At 44.4% G+C, this 17,880-nt stretch carries 21 protein-coding genes; 10 read left to right on the forward strand and 11 right to left on the reverse strand.

Going from position 1 to position 17,880, the window contains the following annotated elements:
• Window positions 1–7: 7 nt before the first annotated feature.
• On the reverse strand, window positions 8–889 hold the full coding sequence (gene ispA, locus ACMXYS_RS01695) for a (2E,6E)-farnesyl diphosphate synthase (protein ID WP_415897419.1): 882 nt from the start codon (window positions 887–889) through the stop codon (window positions 8–10).
• A gap of 2 nt (window positions 890–891) precedes the next feature.
• Window positions 892–1,134: an exodeoxyribonuclease VII small subunit gene (locus ACMXYS_RS01700; RefSeq protein ID WP_415883268.1), complete on the reverse strand. Its 243-nt coding sequence runs from the start codon at window positions 1,132–1,134 to the stop codon at window positions 892–894.
• Window positions 1,135–1,307: 173 nt separating this feature from the next.
• On the opposite strand from ACMXYS_RS01700, the gene pomA reads away from it, so the two are divergent.
• Window positions 1,308–2,066, forward strand: coding sequence for a flagellar motor protein PomA (pomA, locus tag ACMXYS_RS01705; RefSeq protein WP_415883269.1), 759 nt, complete (start codon window positions 1,308–1,310; stop codon window positions 2,064–2,066).
• Between the two features lie 20 nt (window positions 2,067–2,086).
• Window positions 2,087–3,028 carry a flagellar motor protein MotB gene (locus ACMXYS_RS01710; RefSeq protein WP_415883270.1) on the forward strand — a complete coding sequence of 314 codons (942 nt, stop codon included), beginning with the start codon at window positions 2,087–2,089 and terminating at the stop codon, window positions 3,026–3,028.
• A gap of 65 nt (window positions 3,029–3,093) precedes the next feature.
• Here the strand turns inward: ACMXYS_RS01710 and ACMXYS_RS01715 are convergent, their stop codons facing one another.
• The 5 genes from ACMXYS_RS01715 to nhaR all read right to left on the reverse strand — a co-directional run bounded on the left by ACMXYS_RS01715 (window position 3,094) and on the right by nhaR (window position 6,017).
• The gene (locus ACMXYS_RS01715) at window positions 3,094–3,399 is read right to left on the reverse strand and encodes a c-type cytochrome (RefSeq protein WP_415883271.1); all 306 of its coding nucleotides are present in this window, start codon (window positions 3,397–3,399) and stop codon (window positions 3,094–3,096) included.
• Window positions 3,400–3,596: 197 nt separating this feature from the next.
• Window positions 3,597–3,800, reverse strand: coding sequence for a hypothetical protein (locus ACMXYS_RS01720; protein ID WP_415883272.1), 204 nt, complete (start codon window positions 3,798–3,800; stop codon window positions 3,597–3,599).
• Between the two features lie 97 nt (window positions 3,801–3,897).
• Window positions 3,898–4,170, reverse strand: a complete 273-nt coding sequence (locus ACMXYS_RS01725) for a hypothetical protein (RefSeq protein ID WP_415883273.1) — start codon at window positions 4,168–4,170, stop codon at window positions 3,898–3,900.
• A 75-nt stretch (window positions 4,171–4,245) separates the two neighbouring features.
• Complete coding sequence (locus tag ACMXYS_RS01730; protein ID WP_415883274.1) at window positions 4,246–5,073, reverse strand: polyphosphate kinase 2 family protein; 828 nt, start codon at window positions 5,071–5,073, stop codon at window positions 4,246–4,248.
• Between the two features lie 44 nt (window positions 5,074–5,117).
• The gene (nhaR, locus tag ACMXYS_RS01735; protein WP_415883275.1) at window positions 5,118–6,017 is read right to left on the reverse strand and encodes a transcriptional activator NhaR; all 900 of its coding nucleotides are present in this window, start codon (window positions 6,015–6,017) and stop codon (window positions 5,118–5,120) included.
• A 132-nt stretch (window positions 6,018–6,149) separates the two neighbouring features.
• Here nhaR and ACMXYS_RS01740 point away from each other — a divergent pair, with 132 nt between their 5' ends.
• Window positions 6,150–6,821, forward strand: a complete 672-nt coding sequence (locus ACMXYS_RS01740; RefSeq protein ID WP_415883276.1) for a Bax inhibitor-1/YccA family protein — start codon at window positions 6,150–6,152, stop codon at window positions 6,819–6,821.
• Window positions 6,822–6,899: 78 nt separating this feature from the next.
• On the opposite strand, the gene ACMXYS_RS01745 is transcribed toward ACMXYS_RS01740, so the two are convergent.
• From ACMXYS_RS01745 to ACMXYS_RS01755, 3 genes are all read right to left on the reverse strand, one after another.
• The gene (locus ACMXYS_RS01745) at window positions 6,900–7,619 is read right to left on the reverse strand and encodes a DUF1223 domain-containing protein (RefSeq protein WP_415883277.1); all 720 of its coding nucleotides are present in this window, start codon (window positions 7,617–7,619) and stop codon (window positions 6,900–6,902) included.
• A 51-nt stretch (window positions 7,620–7,670) separates the two neighbouring features.
• Window positions 7,671–7,973 carry a GFA family protein gene (locus ACMXYS_RS01750; RefSeq protein ID WP_415883278.1) on the reverse strand — a complete coding sequence of 101 codons (303 nt, stop codon included), beginning with the start codon at window positions 7,971–7,973 and terminating at the stop codon, window positions 7,671–7,673.
• 153 nt (window positions 7,974–8,126) lie between these two features.
• The gene (locus ACMXYS_RS01755; RefSeq protein WP_415883279.1) at window positions 8,127–9,686 is read right to left on the reverse strand and encodes a methyl-accepting chemotaxis protein; all 1,560 of its coding nucleotides are present in this window, start codon (window positions 9,684–9,686) and stop codon (window positions 8,127–8,129) included.
• 196 nt (window positions 9,687–9,882) lie between these two features.
• Here ACMXYS_RS01755 and ACMXYS_RS01760 point away from each other — a divergent pair, with 196 nt between their 5' ends.
• Together ACMXYS_RS01760 and ACMXYS_RS01765 are read left to right on the forward strand one after the other, a co-directional pair.
• On the forward strand, window positions 9,883–10,278 hold the full coding sequence (locus ACMXYS_RS01760; RefSeq protein WP_415883280.1) for an acyl-CoA thioesterase: 396 nt from the start codon (window positions 9,883–9,885) through the stop codon (window positions 10,276–10,278).
• 208 nt (window positions 10,279–10,486) lie between these two features.
• Window positions 10,487–11,110, forward strand: a complete 624-nt coding sequence (locus ACMXYS_RS01765) for a sterol desaturase family protein (protein ID WP_415883281.1) — start codon at window positions 10,487–10,489, stop codon at window positions 11,108–11,110.
• Here the strand turns inward: ACMXYS_RS01765 and ilvY are convergent, their stop codons facing one another.
• Complete coding sequence (gene ilvY / locus ACMXYS_RS01770; RefSeq protein ID WP_415883282.1) at window positions 11,111–11,989, reverse strand: HTH-type transcriptional activator IlvY; 879 nt, start codon at window positions 11,987–11,989, stop codon at window positions 11,111–11,113.
• Between the two features lie 152 nt (window positions 11,990–12,141).
• Between ilvY and ACMXYS_RS01775 the strand changes: the two genes are divergently transcribed.
• The 5 genes from ACMXYS_RS01775 to ctaD all read left to right on the forward strand — a co-directional run bounded on the left by ACMXYS_RS01775 (window position 12,142) and on the right by ctaD (window position 17,872).
• On the forward strand, window positions 12,142–13,140 hold the full coding sequence (locus ACMXYS_RS01775) for a patatin-like phospholipase family protein (protein WP_415883283.1): 999 nt from the start codon (window positions 12,142–12,144) through the stop codon (window positions 13,138–13,140).
• 33 nt (window positions 13,141–13,173) lie between these two features.
• Window positions 13,174–13,929 carry a type 1 glutamine amidotransferase gene (locus ACMXYS_RS01780; protein WP_415883284.1) on the forward strand — a complete coding sequence of 252 codons (756 nt, stop codon included), beginning with the start codon at window positions 13,174–13,176 and terminating at the stop codon, window positions 13,927–13,929.
• A 68-nt stretch (window positions 13,930–13,997) separates the two neighbouring features.
• Window positions 13,998–14,753, forward strand: coding sequence for a CDP-diacylglycerol--serine O-phosphatidyltransferase (pssA, locus tag ACMXYS_RS01785; protein WP_415883285.1), 756 nt, complete (start codon window positions 13,998–14,000; stop codon window positions 14,751–14,753).
• Window positions 14,754–15,182: 429 nt separating this feature from the next.
• On the forward strand, window positions 15,183–16,292 hold the full coding sequence (coxB, locus tag ACMXYS_RS01790; protein ID WP_415883286.1) for a cytochrome c oxidase subunit II: 1,110 nt from the start codon (window positions 15,183–15,185) through the stop codon (window positions 16,290–16,292).
• A gap of 8 nt (window positions 16,293–16,300) precedes the next feature.
• A complete protein-coding gene (gene ctaD, locus ACMXYS_RS01795) occupies window positions 16,301–17,872 on the forward strand; it encodes a cytochrome c oxidase subunit I (RefSeq protein ID WP_415883287.1) in 1,572 nt (523 codons plus the stop codon).
• Window positions 17,873–17,880 lie beyond the last annotated feature (8 nt).

Raw genomic sequence — 17,880 nt, forward strand, 5'->3', positions numbered from 1 at the left:
TCAGTTATTAGTGGTCGCGATGCACAATAAAATCAGCGAGGGCTTTTAGTTCTGATGCGTCTTCGCCGAATACATCTAATGCCGATAGGGCCTGTTGATGAAGCTGCTGTAATTTCAGCTTAGCACCTTCCAAACCCAATAGAGCTGGATACGTAGGTTTATTCTGTTCTAGATCAGAACCTTGAGGTTTTCCGATCACTGCAGAATCGCCTTCTATATCGAGAATGTCATCTTGTACTTGGAAGGCTAGGCCGATGGCGTTGGAATATTCTGCGAGTGCGGCTAACTGTTTTTGATCGGTTAAGCCTGCACAGATGGCTCCCATTTGCACTGAGCAAGTCAGCAGGGCACCGGTTTTATGTTGGTGCATAGCTTCAAGCCGCTCAAGTAAAAGAGAGTTGCCCACATTACGCAGATCAAACGATTGTCCGACAACCATACCTTGATGCCCAGACGCATGACTCAGCTTTTGGATAAGGTTTAAACGAGTTTCTGCCGTTAGTTTGTCATCGGATGAGATCAATTCGAATGCTAAACATTGCAAAGCGTCACCCGCTAATATTGCGGTCGCTTCATCAAAAGCAATATGGCAGGTTGGTTTGCCTCGTCTTAGGTCGTCATCATCCATTGCCGGAAGATCATCATGAACCAAAGAGTAGCTATGTATGCACTCAATAGCGGCTGCTGCGCTGTCGGCTTGTTCGTGACTGCTGCCTAGCATTGCATTGACCATATAGATCAAAGCCGGTCGAATGCGTTTTCCACCATTGAATAGTGAATATTGCATAGATTCTTGTAGGACCGGATCTATACTGTCTTTATTGATACATTTCTGAAGGTGGTGATCTACCCGCTCTTGGTAGCTCTTGAGTAGATTGCGGATCTCCAAGATCAGCTGTCCTCGTCTGCAGTAAACGGTTTGGTTGAAAGTTCACCGTCGGATTCTATCAAAAGCTGAACTTTTTGCTCTGCTTGAGTAAGAATTCCTTGGCACTCTCGAGTTAGGCTGACACCCTCTTCAAAGGCTTGAAGTGACTCTTCCAAGGAAAGATCTCCTTGTTCCATTTTGGTCACTAAGGATTCAAGTGCTTGCAGGGATTGTTCAAAGTCAGTTGTTTTTTTCTTACGTGGCATAAGAGCGAATCTTAGATTGAAAGCGCTAAACTTACCGAAGCCAGCAGCTATAAGCAAATATACATACAATTTCTATAGTTAAACGATTGTATGATGGGTGAAACCCTGTGCTTTTTTGCTATGATAGGCAGCTTAGATTTGAACAGTTTGCGCGCTTAATTAAGGAGTAATGAGTGGATATAGCAACGCTCGTCGGATTATTAGGCAGTTTTGGTATTGTAATAGCTGCGATCGTCACTGGTGGTGATGCTGGGGTGTTTATTAACCCTCCGTCTTTGTTGATCGTTGTTGGTGGTTCCATCTTTGTTGTATTGATGAAATTCACACTGCCCCAGTTCCTTGGTGCCGGCAAAGTTGCGGCTAAAGCATTTATGTTCAAGTCGTTAAATCCAGAAGAGATTATCGCTGAAACGGTAGATCTGGCCGATGCGGCGCGAAAAGGTGGCTTGCTTTCTCTAGAAGATAAGACGGTAAGTAGCGATTTCATGCAGCGAGGAATCCAGTTGCTGGTGGATGGTCACGACCCTGAAGTCGTCAAAGGTCTGCTGAATAAAGAAGCTAAGTTGACTCACGATCGTCATGAATTTGGTGCGACTGTATTCTCCGCGATGGGGGATGTAGGTCCTGCAATGGGGATGATCGGTACGCTGGTAGGTCTGGTACAGATGCTATCAAACATGAGTGATCCTAAATCCATCGGTCCTGCGATGGCGGTAGCACTTCTAACTACCCTTTATGGTGCAATGCTTGCGACCATGGTCACCATTCCTTTGGCAGATAAACTAAACGTCCGTAAAGATGAGGAAGCGTTGAACTCGGCTTTGATTATTGATGGTCTGTTGGCTATCCAAGCGGGTCAGAACCCTCGTGTTATCGAACAAATGTTGCGTAACTATCTGCCAGAAGGCAAGCGTGCAGCGGCTGAAGGTTAATTCGGTAAAGGACTAGAGCGATGAGTGACGATACCGAAGAACAAGAATGCCCCCCCTGCCCCCCCGGGCTTCCGGCTTGGTTGGCAACGTTTGGCGACTTGATGTCGCTGCTGATGTGCTTTTTCGTACTTCTACTTTCCTTCTCGGAGATGGACGTACTGAAGTTTAAACAGTTGGCAGGTTCAATGCGCGAAGCGTTTGGTGTTCAAAACCAGATTAAAGTAGAGGATATTCCAAAGGGTACCTCTATTATCGCGCAGGAATTTAGCCCTGGTCGACCAGAACCCACGCCTCTTAACGAAGTCCGTCAGATGACGGTCAATAACGATATGAATACCTTGGATATTCGATCTAAAGAGGGTGATAGCGACTCGCCTGATAAAGAGGCGGGTGAAGCGCAAGAGCTGCAGAAACAACAAGAGCAGGAAGCGAAAGAGGAAGCGGTTGAGTTTGCTGCTGCTTTGGCTCAAGAGATCGGTGAAGGTAGTGTTGAAGTTGAGACGGATGGTAAGAAAATTATTATCCGTATCAAGGAGAAAGGCTCTTTCGATTCCGGTTCTGCCGAGCTGAAGTTCGAGTCAATTCCTGTGTTGGCTAAAATCAGAGATGTGCTTTTAAATGTTAAAGGTCGTGTCGCTATTGAAGGGCACAGTGATAATATCCCTTATGCCGGTCGACGCTTTGAATCTAACTGGGATCTGTCTGTTGCACGCGCATTGGCGGTAGCGCATGAACTATTTGGCGATCCGCGAATCGATCAATCTCGCTTTAAAGTACTCGGTTTGGCAGACACGAAACCATTAGTGCCAAACGATACTCGTGCAAACCGTGTTAAGAACCGCCGTGTAGAGATTATTGTGCAGAAGGGTAAAGATAAGGAATCCTTAGAAAAGATTCAGGCGCGCCAAGATGGCGATCCTGATGGGGAAGTTATCAATCTAAGACCTGATGATATTTTCTAAGCAATAATTACTGCTCCAATAAAAAAACCGCCAAAAGGCGGTTTTTTTATTGCTGAAACTCTAACTTACTTAGAGTTATCAACCATGTACTGGATCGCAGCTTTTAGTTCGCCGTCTGTGCAGTCCATGCAAAGACCACGTGGTGGCATTTGGCCTTTACCTTTGTCAGCTGTAGCGTAAAGTGCATCGATGCCTTGTGCTGAGCGTTCAGCCCACGCTGCAGCATCACCTACTTTAGGTGCATCAGCAACACCAGATGCGTGGCACATTGCACATTTAGTGTTGTAAACAGTAGCTCCGTCACGTTCTGCCATTGCTGCTGCTGGAATCATCATTGCTGCAGCTGCAGTCGCCATCAGTAGTTTTTTCATTGTAATTTTCCTGTAGGTGCTCATGAGTTTGTCATTGGGACTAATTCGACTTCGCCCTCACAACCAAGTCTGCTACCCCCTAGTAGCATCTATTAGTAACCCAAACAGAGTGAATTGTATCTGAACAAAGTCAATAGAAGAACGAAATAATGCTAAAGGATAGCTTGATACAGGAAAGATTGGTTTGGTTGGCGGGCTTAGTTACCTAAACGCATGGCAAAATTAGCCTGGTTATGTTGAATTTGAATGGTTTTTTCATGGATACGTTCTTCCGCATGAAACTCTGCGATGGCCTGATCTACGATGTTTTTAGGTGCCATTGCTAAGTTGCGAACATCCATTTCGGAATAGCCACGTTTCAGCAACTGCTTCAGCTGAGTTGTTAAAGTTGTTTCTGTCATTTTCTTTGCCTCTTTAAATTTAATACTCATCATGCATTAGATTTATTACAGAAATATGTCATTCAATTGATGATTTTGTTGAATGGGGAGCGAGGTTTTAGTCTTCGGAATTTTTTAGTGCCATGCTGATGAGTGCACTGTAAAGCTGTACTAAGTTACCAATAAATAGATGGTGCTCTGGTGAATCTGTAGAAAGTATATGTAAATTCTGGATCGCTTTGTGGAGAGTCTCTAAAAACTCGAGGTCGTAGGATTCTGCTGCTAGGCCTGCTTGTAAACGGTCACGAAGTTCATAGGCGCGAGGAAGCAGACGTTTCTGAATATCCAGAATACTTATTTGAATGACGCTTTCTTTGCGAGAAGTATTCATGAGTGCTGCGTTTTGCTTGGTTCGATACTAACAGCATAGTAGGCATTCAGGATTTTGTTTCTGAAGCCTATCTATTCAATCTTTAGCTTTGATGCCTAAAGAGGAGTAGGCGGCCGCAGTGACTTCAGGATCTAAAGGCGGCGGTGTTATATCAACTTCAGAGGATAGTTGTTTTACAACACATTTGAGTGCTTCTATCCGTGTGTACCATTTATGGTTGGCTGCAATGACATTCCACGCTGCAATTTCTGTATGTGTGTAGTGCAACATGTCATTGATCGCGTGAGTATAATCTTCCCAACGTTCACGATTACGAATATCTTCTGTGGTTAGCTTCCAGCGTTTAACTGGATTGTTTAGGCGCTCGGTAAAACGCCTCAGTTGTTCATCGGGGGTGATGTGCATAAAGATTTTTATTATGCGAGCACCATCATCAATCAAGCTACGTTCAAATTCGTTTATCTCTTGGTAGGCTCTCTGCCATTGCTGTGGTGAAGCAAACTCTTCAACCCGCTCCACTAATACACGGCCGTACCACGAACGATCAAATATCGCGATAGAACCTGCGGGCGGCAATTTTTCTTGGAAGCGCTGAAGGTAGTGTTTGCTTTGTTCGATTGATGTTGGCGCACTAATTGGGTGAACAGTGAAACCGCGAGGATCTAACTTTTCGGTGATACGTCTAATAGCGCCGCCTTTACCACTGGCATCCCAGCCTTCAAATACAATTATGGCCCGGCGGTTTTGATGATAATAAGCTTGTTGTACTTCAAGTATGCGCTTTTGCCATTTTTTCAATTTCTTTAGATAGTCATTTTTGTCTGCGAGTACCGCATCTTCGAATGTTATTGAATCTAATTGAGGAGAGGGATATTTGAGTATGATCGCGCTGGGTGTATGCATTAAAAATTCTCCCTCATCGTGTTAAGTAATGGTTATAGTGGTTCCTAACTACTGCTTTTTAACCAGTCTCTAGCGGCTGTAGTGATCTTTTCCACAGCGGTATGCGAGATCTTTCGTTCGATAGAAATTGCGTAAAAGTTATTCACAATCTCATTGGTTTCACCTAGCGTCACCAAACCGAGCTGCGCAGATACTTCATCTCTAATCGGCGTAGGTACCACCATAATCCCTTTACCAGCATTGGCGAATGCTTTAATCAATGCGCTGTCATCAAATTCGCCTACCACTCGAGGATGGATACGGTTCTTACTAAACCACTGTAGCAGTTGTGAGCGGACAATGGTTGTTTCGCTTGGAAGCAGCATAGGGGAACCATTAAGATTGTGGGGGAACTCTCCACTTAGTTGCTCAACTACTGATGGGCTTGCCATAAAACTACTGCCACAGGTGCCTAAACTATGGCTAAAACCATTAATACTGACATCAGAAGGTATAGGTGATTCTGAAATCACCAGATCTAATCTATGCAGGGCAAGCTCTGCGAGTAGCTCGTTGATATCACCCTCATGGCAAATCATTCTGACATTGTTGATGTCATCCATAGCCGGGGAGAGTAGGTGATAAGCGATCGATTTCGGTACTACATCTACCACGCCTACCTTGAAAACTAAGGGACGGATCTTATCTAAATTACGGACCCGTTCTTCCAGTTCGCCACCCAACGAAAAGATATCACTGGCGTAGCTTAAAACCATATGACCCGTTTCGGTGAGTTCTAATTGCCTACCTACTTTTGTGAAGAGAGAGCAGCCAAGGTAATCATCAAGCAAGCTCAGCTGAGCACTAATTGTGTGTGGTGTAACACTCAGACGCTCAGCAGCAGCAGCTATGCTCCCCTCTTTAGCGACCATCCAGAAATAGTGAAGGTGTTTGTAATTAATCATCAAAAACTCGGTAAAATCGATGCTTTTGTTAATAATAATCGAGTTTTATTGTTTTTGGTAGGCGGTTAAATTTTGAACTGTTGATACCGGAAAGCCTTTTGGCTTTTGGTTAGTAAAAACCAGGAGGGGTGTATGAATACATCTATAAGATCTTCAGCAGCTCAGACGCAACCATCTGCGTTAGAGTCTAATAAAGTACTACGCAACACCTATGCATTGTTATCTATGACTTTGCTGTTCAGTGCGATCATTGCTGGTGGATCCATTGCGCTCCAGTTACCTCACCCCGGTGTCATCATCTCTTTAGTCGGCTTTTTTGGTTTATATTTTCTGACCTACAAGCTGCGCAATAGTGTTTGGGCATTACCTTCAGTCTTTGCTCTGACTGGTTTTATGGGTTACACCCTAGGCCCTATTGTTGGTCATTATTTGTCAATGCCGGGTGGCGGTTCTATCGTAATGAATGCGATGGGTATGACAGGAATAATTTTCTTAGGCCTATCAGCTTATGTTTTAACCACACGTAAGAACTTTACCTTTATGGGTGGCTTCTTAATGGTCGGTGTTTTACTGGCGTTTGTTGCAGGCTTAGGGGCAATCTTTTTCCAGATTCCTGCTCTGTCTTTAGCTGTATCGGCAATGTTTGTACTGTTGATGTCTGGTTTTATTCTTTATGAGACAAGCAACATCCTGCACGGCGGTGAGACAAACTACATCATGGCAACAGTGTCCTTGTATGTGTCCATCTATAACTTGTTTACCAGTTTATTGCATATCCTAGGTTTCCTAGGTGGTGAAGATTAAGACATTAAACCCTTTATTAGCTATGCACTTGTGATAACCCCACTGGGGTATTCAGGCGACCTTTTAGGTCGCCTTTTTTTATTTCAGCCAATCGGCAGCAACTTGAATTGGTTGTTGATCTCGTTCTGAAACCCAAATGGCCAATGCATGCTTTTGAGACGTTTGTAGATGGGGTAGTTCAAAGCTCCAGTTATAGTCTGATTGGGCTTTTTGTTGTTTATGTAAAACCACAAATTGATGTTGAAGTAGGCGGCCTGCATTTTCGCCTGAAGTGACTTGGCTACTGAGATTAAACCCGAGTACTGCAACATGAGCTATAAGCACCTTTCGGTCCCTTTTTGGGGTATAACTTACTTTGAGGGTTTGGCTGTTGAGGCTAGCTTTAAGTAGTCCCCCAGAGGAAGATTGATTGGGTAGGGCTTTGCCTTGGAAAAACCCTCGCCATTCTTTGCCGGAGCTAATCCAGCCCGGTGTATACACACTTTTTAAATTTCCTAAGCGGCGATGATTGTATTGGCGCTGTTTAAACTCAGGTTGGGCAAATCGATCTTCCCAGCCAATGTAATCCCAATAGTCTACATGAAAGGCTAAAGGTACTACCTTTTTCCAAAGGTCTGCGGAACCTATAAAGCTGTTGATATAGCGTTCTGCTGGAGGGCAGCTGGAACAGCCTTCTGAGGTATAGAGCTCAATTAACTGAGGTACAGCTCCTTGATTTTCAAAGATCTGCTCAGCCGCTAAAGCTTGAGGTAAGAAATAAAGGCAGGCTGCAATTAACGAATTGGCGAACGATTTCATAACTCTGTCCTCTCATTTCCTATGAGACTTCAGAGCCTTGAGTGAGTTCAGTTATTCAACATCGATCTTACATGCTGGGCTTTTGCCAGGGAGTGTGTCAAAGGCATCTAATTGATTCACGGTTTGATACCAATCGGCTCGACTGCCCCAAAAAAGATTACGTTCCGGTGGTACCTCGGGGCCTGTATCCAGTGTGCCGGCTGGAATGATCATTGCTTTACCTGTTTGGGCTAGCCACGGTAGGTTAGATCCACATTTTTTACAGAAGCAGACAGCAAAATGTTTGGCATCGCTGGGTTCATAGCGTCCAACGTATGCTTCTCCCGCCGTCCAGCGGAATTGCTCTGGTGGCATTATTATGTTGCTAGCATGTGCGCTGCCAGTGGTTTTGCGGCAACGTGAACAGTGACAGTATTGAAAGGTGGAAAAGGGTGGTGATATTTCATACTGAACTTCACCACATAAACAACTGCCCCTGTAAACCTCTTCTCCGCTCATGAAATCATCCTAGCGATCAAACGCTGTCACCATTGAATCTAGTTGTTTTACCAGTTCATGCAGTTCACTGCTAGCGGAAGCGGTTTCATCAGAGGCTTCACTGTTGCGACGGGCAAGGTCCCTGATCGCGACGATATTTTGTTGGATCTCTTCTACAACGGAGGACTGTTGTTCAGAACTGCTGGCGATCTGTAAACAGCGATCAGAAATATCATCAATAGAGCTTTGTACTGTTTGGAAGGCTTCATCAGCAATGTTTGCCACATCGACACTTTGCTTAGCATGATCGCGGCTTTGCTCCATGATGTTGACTGTTTTATCTACAGCAGACTGTACACTTTCAATTGAGGCTTCTATTTCTTGAGTAGAATTTTGCGTACGTGTTGCTAAGGTACGAACTTCATCTGCTACCACTGCGAAGCCGCGTCCTGTTTCACCTGCGCGCGCGGCTTCGATAGCAGCGTTCAGTGCTAGTAGGTTGGTTTGTTCAGCAATATCATTAATCACCGTTACGACATTGCCGATCGCATCTGTATGTTGTTTTAGCTCCATGGTAGCTTCCGTTGCTTCCACTACTTCATTAGACAGATCTTTAATGTGATTTACCGTGTTGTATAGTGCGCTTCGACCTTCTTCAGTTGTAGAGCGTGCATTCTGCGATGCATTCGACATATCGCTAGTGTTAGCTGCAATTTCTTGTGATGCACATGCCATTTCGTGAACAGCAGCGGCGACCATGTCACTTTCTTTATCTTGTTGGCTGATCCCTTCGTTAGTTTGACGGATAGCGTTATCGGTGACATCAATGGCTTGATCAATGGTGTGACTAACATCTCCCAATCGTGTAAGTACGGTAGTGTTTCTGGCTTCATTCATCTGTAAAGCGAGATCAATTTCACCAAATTCATCCTGACGAGGGCAGTACATTAATTGGATTAGAGGATTGCTGAAGCGATCGCGTGCACGATTAGCTAGCTCTTTAATTGGAGCGGTTAAGCGCAACAGACAGGCCCCTAAAAGAACTTCGGTCAGAGCCATAATTCCTAAAATAGGCAGTGACGCACCTGCAAACCATGAAGCAATTAAACTAATAAATGAAATTAAGGCGAAGATAGCAAATGTTTGGTTGCTAATAGATTTCAGTTTTAATGCCTTGCCCGCTTTACCGGCATTGGCCACTGAATAAATAACTTCTGCTTTAGAAACCTGTTCGGCGGTTGGCTTAAAGCGAACCGATTGATAGCCAACTTTTTGGCCTTTTTCATACAAAGGGGTTACGTAAGCATCGACCCAGTAATGATCGCCATTTTTACAACGGTTTTTAACAATTCCGCGCCACGCATGGTTTTCTTTTAAGGACATCCAGAGGTTTTCAAAGGCAGCGGGTGGCACGTCTGGGTGGCGAACAATATTGTGGGCTTTACCTAAAAGCTCCTCTTCAGTGAACCCTGAAATATCACAAAAAACCTGATTAACGTAAGTGATACGTCCTTTGAGGTCTGTTGTTGAAATAATGCGCTGACCTTCAGGTAGTACCACCTCGCGGTTGGTAACTGGCATTTTTTTCATGGTTCACCCTTCTTCGCATGCAAAAAGTAAAAACTAACGGCTCTTAATTATTAGATGTGTACAATGTATTTGATCTGCACAGTTTAGTAATAGTTATAGCTGTATTTAAGTGATATAGCTCAGAAGGCTGACTGATTTATTGATATTTTTTAGCATTTAGTCCTCTGTGAGCTCTGATAATAAAAAGGAATAAAGCATGTCGTTTCGATTAGAATTTAAAGTGCGTGATTACGAATGTGATTTGCAAGGCATCGTAAACAATGGCGTTTACTTCAATTATTTAGAGCATGCGAGGCATGAGTATCTTTTAGACAAGGGGATCGACTTTGCTAAGTTGACCGAAGATAAAATTCATCTGGTCGTTGTTCGTTCTGAGATGGATTATAAAAATTCTTTAACCAGTGGTGATCGCTTTGTTGTTGAAGTAAGTGTCGAGAGGGTGAGTAAAGTTAAGTTTGGTTTTCGTCAGCGTGTGATTAGATTGTCCGATGAAAAGGTGGCCCTTGAAGCGTTGGTAATCGGAACGGCATTAAATGAAAGAGGGCGTCCATTTGTGTTACCAGAAATCGCCGCTTTGATGCCAGAAGAGTAAGATTAGGAAGAGAAAGTACCCAGTGAACTTTTCAGCTTGGTTGTTAGCGAATGAACCGATAGTGCGCTTAAGCTGTTTTTTCGGCGTGTTCACGGTGATGGCCTGCTGGGAGTTATATAGGCCTTTCCGACCTTTGCTGCAAAAAAAATGGTTTCGTTGGCGATCGAATCTCAGTTTGGTTGTGCTTAATAGTTTGCTGCTGAGGGTTATGTTTCCGGTAGCGGCTGTTGGCGTTGCTGGATATGCGCAGGCCAAAGGGTTTGGACTTTTTATATGGTTGGATTTGCCTATTTGGTTGGAGGTTTTATTAGCTGTAGTGCTTTTGGATTTTCTGATTTATGCACAGCATGTTCTCTTTCATAAAGTTCCTTTGCTATGGCGTTTTCACCGCATGCATCATGCGGATCCAGATATTGATGTGACCACGGGGGCTAGATTTCATCCAGTTGAAATTGTCCTGTCGATGCTGATTAAAATGTTGATGGTGTTTCTTCTGGGGCCAGCGGTGGTTGCGGTGATCTTATTTGAAGTGTTACTCAATGCATCAGCCATGTTTAATCACTCGAATATACAATTGCCTAAACTATTAGATAGGGTGATTCGTTGGCTATTTGTTACCCCTGATATGCATCGAGTGCATCATTCAAAAATTCTCAGTGAGACGGATAGTAATTATGGCTTTGCGTTATCCTGTTGGGATCGAATCTGTAAGACTTATATTGAGAAGCCCGCTAAAGGCCAAGTAGGTGTAGAGATCGGATTAAACGAGTTTAATGATCCAAACACCTCTTGCCGTTTGGGTGGTATGTTGATGTTACCGTTTAAAAAGTGATTATTTAGTTTGAGTTAGCTGGGACCAGAAGGCGTTGATCAGCGGGTTCTTAAGTTTTTTCTCTAAAGTCACTATCCCAACTTCATAGGGTTTGAGTTTAGGTGTGATGTCGAGTACTTCCACGCTGCTTGCTAGTGGACTGTTTTGCAGAACAATCTCAGGTACAACACCTATGCCAAACCCTAGACTTACCATGCTCACAATAGCTTCGTTACCCGATACTTGGGCATAGATGATCGGTTTTATATCTTGATCTTTAAACCAGCGATCGACTCTTTTACGAGCCAAACCCGCTTCGGATAGGATCATCGGTGTGGAGCTATCTGGCCGAACCGGTGGTTTATCTTGACCTTGTAGTCCCTGTATTGGCGCTATAAATAGGAGGGGAGAGATGGCAATCGTCTTAAATGCAATCCCTGCCGGTAACGCGTCAGGTTTTGCGCTGATAGCAAAGTCTTCATCTCCGGATAGTATGCGGGATATAGCGTGTTCATGATCCCCGGTGTGTAACTTGATCTCTATTTTGGGATAGTCGGTACGGAACTCACTCAAGATATCGAACAGGAAGCTGTAACTGGCGGTAACCGAGCAATACATACTTATTTCGCCCTGAAGTTCACCCGACCTTTCCATCAGTTGAGTGCGCACCATATCCCATTGACCTAGGGAATCGCGGGCATAGCCTAAGAATATTTTGCCTTCTGTCGTCAGGGCAACACTGCGGTTATCTCGTTCAAACAGATCTGTGCCGACTTCTTCTTCCAACTGCTTGATGCTTCTGCTTAGTGCCGAAGGACTTATGTAAGAAGCTTCGCTTGCTCGACCAAAATGTAAGGTTTCGGCTAAGTGAACGAATTGTTTGAGCTGTCTGATATCCATAATGTTGCGCTTTTTCGAATGTTTCTCTTATTTTATGCCAATTTTTAATCTAATAGGAGTGCCTCTGCTTATTTTTTGTTCAGTTTTGTCATATTTCTATGCTATTTTCTATGTTGTTATTGTGCGGTGCACAAAAGCAGCAGGAGGCACGTATGACAAAGTCATTGAATTTGGCATTACAGGGTGGTGGTGCTCATGGAGCATTTGCCTGGGGCGTTTTAGATCGTTTACTTGAAGAGGATATCAAGCCTCAAGCGATCAGCGGAACTAGTGCAGGTGCTATGAATGCGATTCTGCTTGCACATGGTTGGCAGTTGAATGGTGCTTCAGGAGCAAAGGATTTATTAGACCAATTTTGGCACAAGGTTTCTCTTAACTCTCCTTCGGAGTTGATAGGTTCTCAGTTGCCCGATTCCCAGATGACGGCGGTGACAGGGTTTATGCTCGATCTCTTGCGTTATCTATCGCCTTACGACCTTAACCCTCTCGATATTAATCCATTGCGTGGTTTGCTGGATGATATTGTCGACTTTGAAATGCTGAGAAATGATGGATCAATACAGTTATTCATAGCTGCTACCGATGTTACAACAGGCAAAATTCGTCTATTTAGAGAGAATGAGCTGACCACGGAGCATGCTTTGGCTTCGGCGTGTTTACCAACGTTGCACCAAGCTATTGAAATTGATGACTGTTACTACTGGGATGGAGGCTTCTCCGGCAATCCAGCGGTGTATCCGCTGATCTTTGATTGTCAGGAAGAGGATATCTTAATGGTTTTGCTTCAGCCTATGCAGGGACGTGATCTCCCGACGACCTCTCATGCGATTAACCAACGTGTTACTGAGTTGGGTTTTCAAAGTACTTTTTTACGAGAGATGAGAGCGATCAGCTATACCCGACAGCAGGCTAAAGATAAGTTTTTCAGTACCAGTAGTCTGGAGCGGCGGTTCAAAGCGCTACGTTTTCATCTGATTGAATCGGGTGAAGTGTTATCTAGTCTGGAACAAGCCAGCAAATATGATACCCGGCAGGAATTTCTTTTAGGTCTCAAGGAAAAGGGACGAAATGCCGCAGAACAGTGGATTGGATCAAACTTCAGTGCGATAGGGCAGAGGCCAAGTTGTGACATCGAGGCGATGTTTTTATAGTACTAAGATAAAGTATTGGTATGGATGGGAAGCATGGTGAAAAGTAGGGACCAACTGAAGTTATTGCTGCTTCAGATCCGAGATGAAGATCAAGTTCGAAGGGAAGAGCTAGAGAGTTTTGCTGAATACTGCGGGCTTAATATCGAGCAGTTTGATGTGCTTAATGTCTTTGATACACCGACATTTCCAGATACTGCCGCCGATAATTATGACGCTTTGCTAGTCGGTGGTGCCAGTGAGGCTAATGTACTTTTCCCAGACATTTACCCATTTGTAGATCAGTGTCAGCAGCTCATTTTACGTTGCGCAGAAACCGACAAGCCAGTGTTTGCCTCCTGCTTTGGTTTTCAGTTAGCGGTATTAGCGCTTGGTGGTGAGATCTTGCATCGAGAGAAAAATTTCGAGATGGGTACAATACCTATCTCGCTTGATCATAGCGTTTGGCAGGATCCAATATTTCGAGATACCCCCGACAATTTTTATGCAGTTTCAGTGCACAAGCAGTACGCAAATGAACTGCCGAAAAACTGTGTTTCTCTTGCTTACACAGATAAATGCATTCATGCATTTAGAGTAAAAGATAAGCCTTTCTGGGCTTTTCAATTTCATCCTGAGGTTGGTAAACGAATCTTGGTTGAGCGACTGACCTTTTACAAAGATAAATACACAGATGGAGATGATCACCTTGATCAGGTGCTAGCGACTGCACAAGAAACGCCTCAATCAAATGCGTTGCTAACTAAATTTGTGGATAGAATTCTATTAGATCAGGATCATCTAGATCTCTAGAAATGGCATCCTGACGCTGGTCACAGTAGAATGGGGTTTCTCTATATTATGGAATATAAAAAATCGCGATGAATGAGCCGCAAAATCAAGATAATCAAGAACCGATAAAGCCTCGTAGCCGCGGGATCTACCTGCTGCCTAATTTATTTACGACAGGGGCATTGTTTTCAGGGTTCTATGCAATTGTTGCGAGTATGAATGGGCACTTTGAAAATGCCGCAATAGCGATCTTTGTTTCGATGGTACTGGATGGGCTTGATGGTCGAGTAGCACGTATGACCAACACCTCCAGTGCATTTGGTGCGGAGTATGACTCACTAGCTGATATGGTTTCCTTTGGTGTAGCGCCTTCACTCGTGGTTTTCTCCTGGGTGTTGGATGATATTGGCAAACTAGGCTGGTTTGCTGCATTTATCTATGTAGCAGGGGCAGCTTTAAGACTTGCCCGCTTCAATACCCAAATTGGTTCGACAGATAAACGTTACTTTATTGGATTGCCTAGCCCAGCAGCGGCGGCTGCAGTGGCAGGTTTAGTGTGGGCTGCGACCGAGTATGAAATAGATGGATCGGCTTATGTTTATTTGATAGCTGCGTTTGTTGCTTTGGTCGGTGTTTTGATGGTGAGTAATGTACTTTATTACAGCTTTAAAGATGTCAGCCTAAAAGAGAAAGTACCTTTCTTGATCTTAGCGGGTATTGTCTTGGCTGTAGGTATTATCTCAATTAGCCCGCCTGCATTCTTATGGATTTTATTCCTAGCTTATGCGGTGTCTGGGCCGCTATTGTGGGTTATGCGAAAAACTAAACAGAAGCCTACGGCCTAAGGGTCAGATAGAAGCATTTCAGAATTTTTAAAACGGCTCCTTTAAGGGGCCGTTTTTCTGCTATACCTCATAATAGCCCTTGTAGAAGGAGGTTATTATGAAACCCTTCCCTTGTAATTGTCGCCCCCTTAAAACCCTTGTTTATACGGTAATCTTTTTGCTCATTATTATCGCAATGATGAGTGGTGCATTTATGCTGGTGGATAAGATCTGACGTCCATAACTGCTTATGACGTCCTTGCAAAATTTTCATCGCTGCTATACTTGCAGTTAACAACCAAGCGGATTGGTCGGAAATGATAGGACGGAGTCCAGGCGGAAAGAGAGCCTGCCCGAACCCTGTCGCTACCGACGTTGAAAGAGAAGTACAACGCCCTTAGTGAGAGGTTTCTGACAGGCTCTTTTGCGTGTATAGCAAAGGGGGCTGCAATGATAAAAACAATATCGGGATTTGTTGCACTGTTATTGTTTGCTAATAATCTCCAGGCTGATTGGGAGGTAAATCTCACCCGAGGTGTTACCGAAATCAGTCGAGAGGTCTATGACCTGCACATGATTATTTTCTGGATCTGTGTGGCTATTGGTGTCGTTGTTTTTGGTGTGATGCTCTGGTCGGTGATCTATCATCGTAAGTCCAAAGGAGCAAAAGCGCACAACTTCCATGAAAGCCTTGTTGTCGAAATTGCTTGGACTTTAATTCCCTTCGTTATCTTGATTGCCATGGCTGTTCCTGCAACGGCAACCTTAATCAAAATGTACGATAACTCAGAATCTGAAGTCGATATTCAGATTACTGGTTATCAGTGGAAATGGCGCTATCAGTATTTAGCTGAAGATATCGATTTCTTCTCAAGTCTCTCTACCTCTCGAGAACAGATCAACAACAAAGCTGCTAAAGGCGAACATTATCTACTCGAAGTGGATAACCCTTTGGTGATTCCAGCAGGTAAAAAAGTGCGCTTTTTACTGACCGCAAATGACGTGATTCATTCTTGGTGGGTACCGGATCTCGCGGTTAAGAAAGATGCAATTCCCGGTTTCATAAATGAAGCGTGGACCATTGTGGATAAACCCGGTGTTTATCGTGGTCAGTGCGCAGAGCTTTGCGGTAAAGATCACGGTTTTATGCCGATCGTTGTCGAAGTGAAAACGCCAGAAGAGTATGAGGCTTGGCTAGCTGAGGTTAGGCAAGCGGATCAAGAAAAAGCAGCTGAAGGGCAAAAGGATTGGAACCTAGCTGAGCTTATGGAAACCGGTGAAGCGGTTTATAACAAAAACTGTTTAGCCTGCCACCAAGCCAATGGTGAGGGAATTCCAGGTGTTTTCCCAGCTTTGAAAAATAGTCCAATAGCTTTGGGAGAGCCGGGGCCTCATATCGATATTGTGCTTAACGGTAAAAAAGGCACGGCGATGCAGGCGTATAGGGATCAACTGTCGGCTGTGGAACTGGCTGCTGTAATTACTTATGAGCGAAACGCTTGGGGTAATAAGGTGGGCGATCTAGTTACACCGACACAGATTGCTGAGTTGAAAGAGTAGGAGGGGGCATGGATACGGTTGCAGTTTCTCATCATCATGGTCCGGCTACCGGTATAGGGCGTTGGTTATTCACAACCAATCATAAAGATATAGGGACGCTCTATCTCTGGTTTAGCTTTTTGATGTTCCTTACCGGCGGATGCATGGCATTGCTGATTCGAGCTGAGCTCTTTCAGCCTGGGTTACAGCTGATTCAGCCAGACTTCTTTAATCAGATGACCACCATGCATGGCCTGATCATGGTGTTTGGTGCGGTCATGCCTGCGTTTGTTGGCTTAGCCAACTGGATGATCCCGATTATGGTGGGTGCGCCAGATATGGCGCTGCCAAGGATGAATAACTGGAGTTTTTGGATTCTTCCTTTCGCTTTCGCGATGATGCTGTCGACTCTATTTATGGATGGCGGTGCGCCAAATTTTGGTTGGACATTCTATGCGCCGTTATCGACTACCTATGCACCCCCTAGTGTGACCTTCTTTATCTTCGCTGTGCACATGATGGGGATTAGCTCGATTATGGGGGCGATCAATATCATTGCCACCATACTCAATATGCGTGCGCCGGGTATGACCATGATGAAGTTGCCACTCTTCGTTTGGACTTGGTTGATTACGGCATTCCTCTTGATTGCAGTGATGCCAGTGTTAGCCGGTGTAGTTACGATGATGTTGATGGATATTCATTTTGGAACCAGTTTTTTTGATGCCGCTGGTGGCGGTGATCCAGTGTTATTCCAGCATGTATTCTGGTTCTTTGGTCACCCTGAGGTATACATCATGATCTTGCCTGCTTTCGGTATTGTCAGTGAGATCATTCCGACTTTCGCAAGGAAGAAGCTGTTTGGTTATACCTCGATGGTTTATGCCACAGCTTCTATAGCTATTCTTTCCTTCATCGTTTGGGCGCATCACATGTTTACGGTCGGCCTACCTTTGGCTGGTGAATTGTTCTTTATGTTCACAACTATGCTGATTGCCGTGCCTACAGGAGTCAAAGTCTTTAACTGGGTAGCGACGATGTTTCGTGGCTCTATGACGTTCGAAACGCCGATGCTATTTGCACTCGCATTTGTAGTTCTTTTCACTATCGGTGGTTTTTCAGGCTTGATGTTGGCGATCGCGCCAGTCGATTTTCAATACCACGACACTTATTTTGTGGTAGCCCATTTCCATTATGTCTTAGTGCCCGGTGCGGTCTTTGCCATTATGGCAGGCGCTTATTATTGGTTACCTAAGTGGTGTGGCAATTATTACAACGAAACCATGGGTAAAGTGCATTTTTGGTGTAGTTTTATCGGGGTGAATATCACCTTTTTCCCGATGCACTTTATCGGCTTAGCGGGTATGCCGCGCCGTATACCTGACTATGCACTTCAGTTTGCCGATTTCAATGCGGTGGCTTCAGTAGGTGCGTTTATCTTCGGGCTATCGCAACTAATTTTCCTTTATAACATTGTGAGCTGTATTCGTAAGGGTAAGCAGGCCAGTGCGGAAGTTTGGGAAGGGTCTCACGGTTTAGAGTGGACCCTACCATCCCCTGCGCCTTATCACAGCTTTAGTACACCGCCAGAGGTGAAATAACAGCACTT

Origin of the sequence: Neptuniibacter sp. QD57_21 (genome assembly GCF_047778075.1) — a bacterium.
GTDB lineage: Bacteria > Pseudomonadota > Gammaproteobacteria > Pseudomonadales > Balneatricaceae > Neptuniibacter.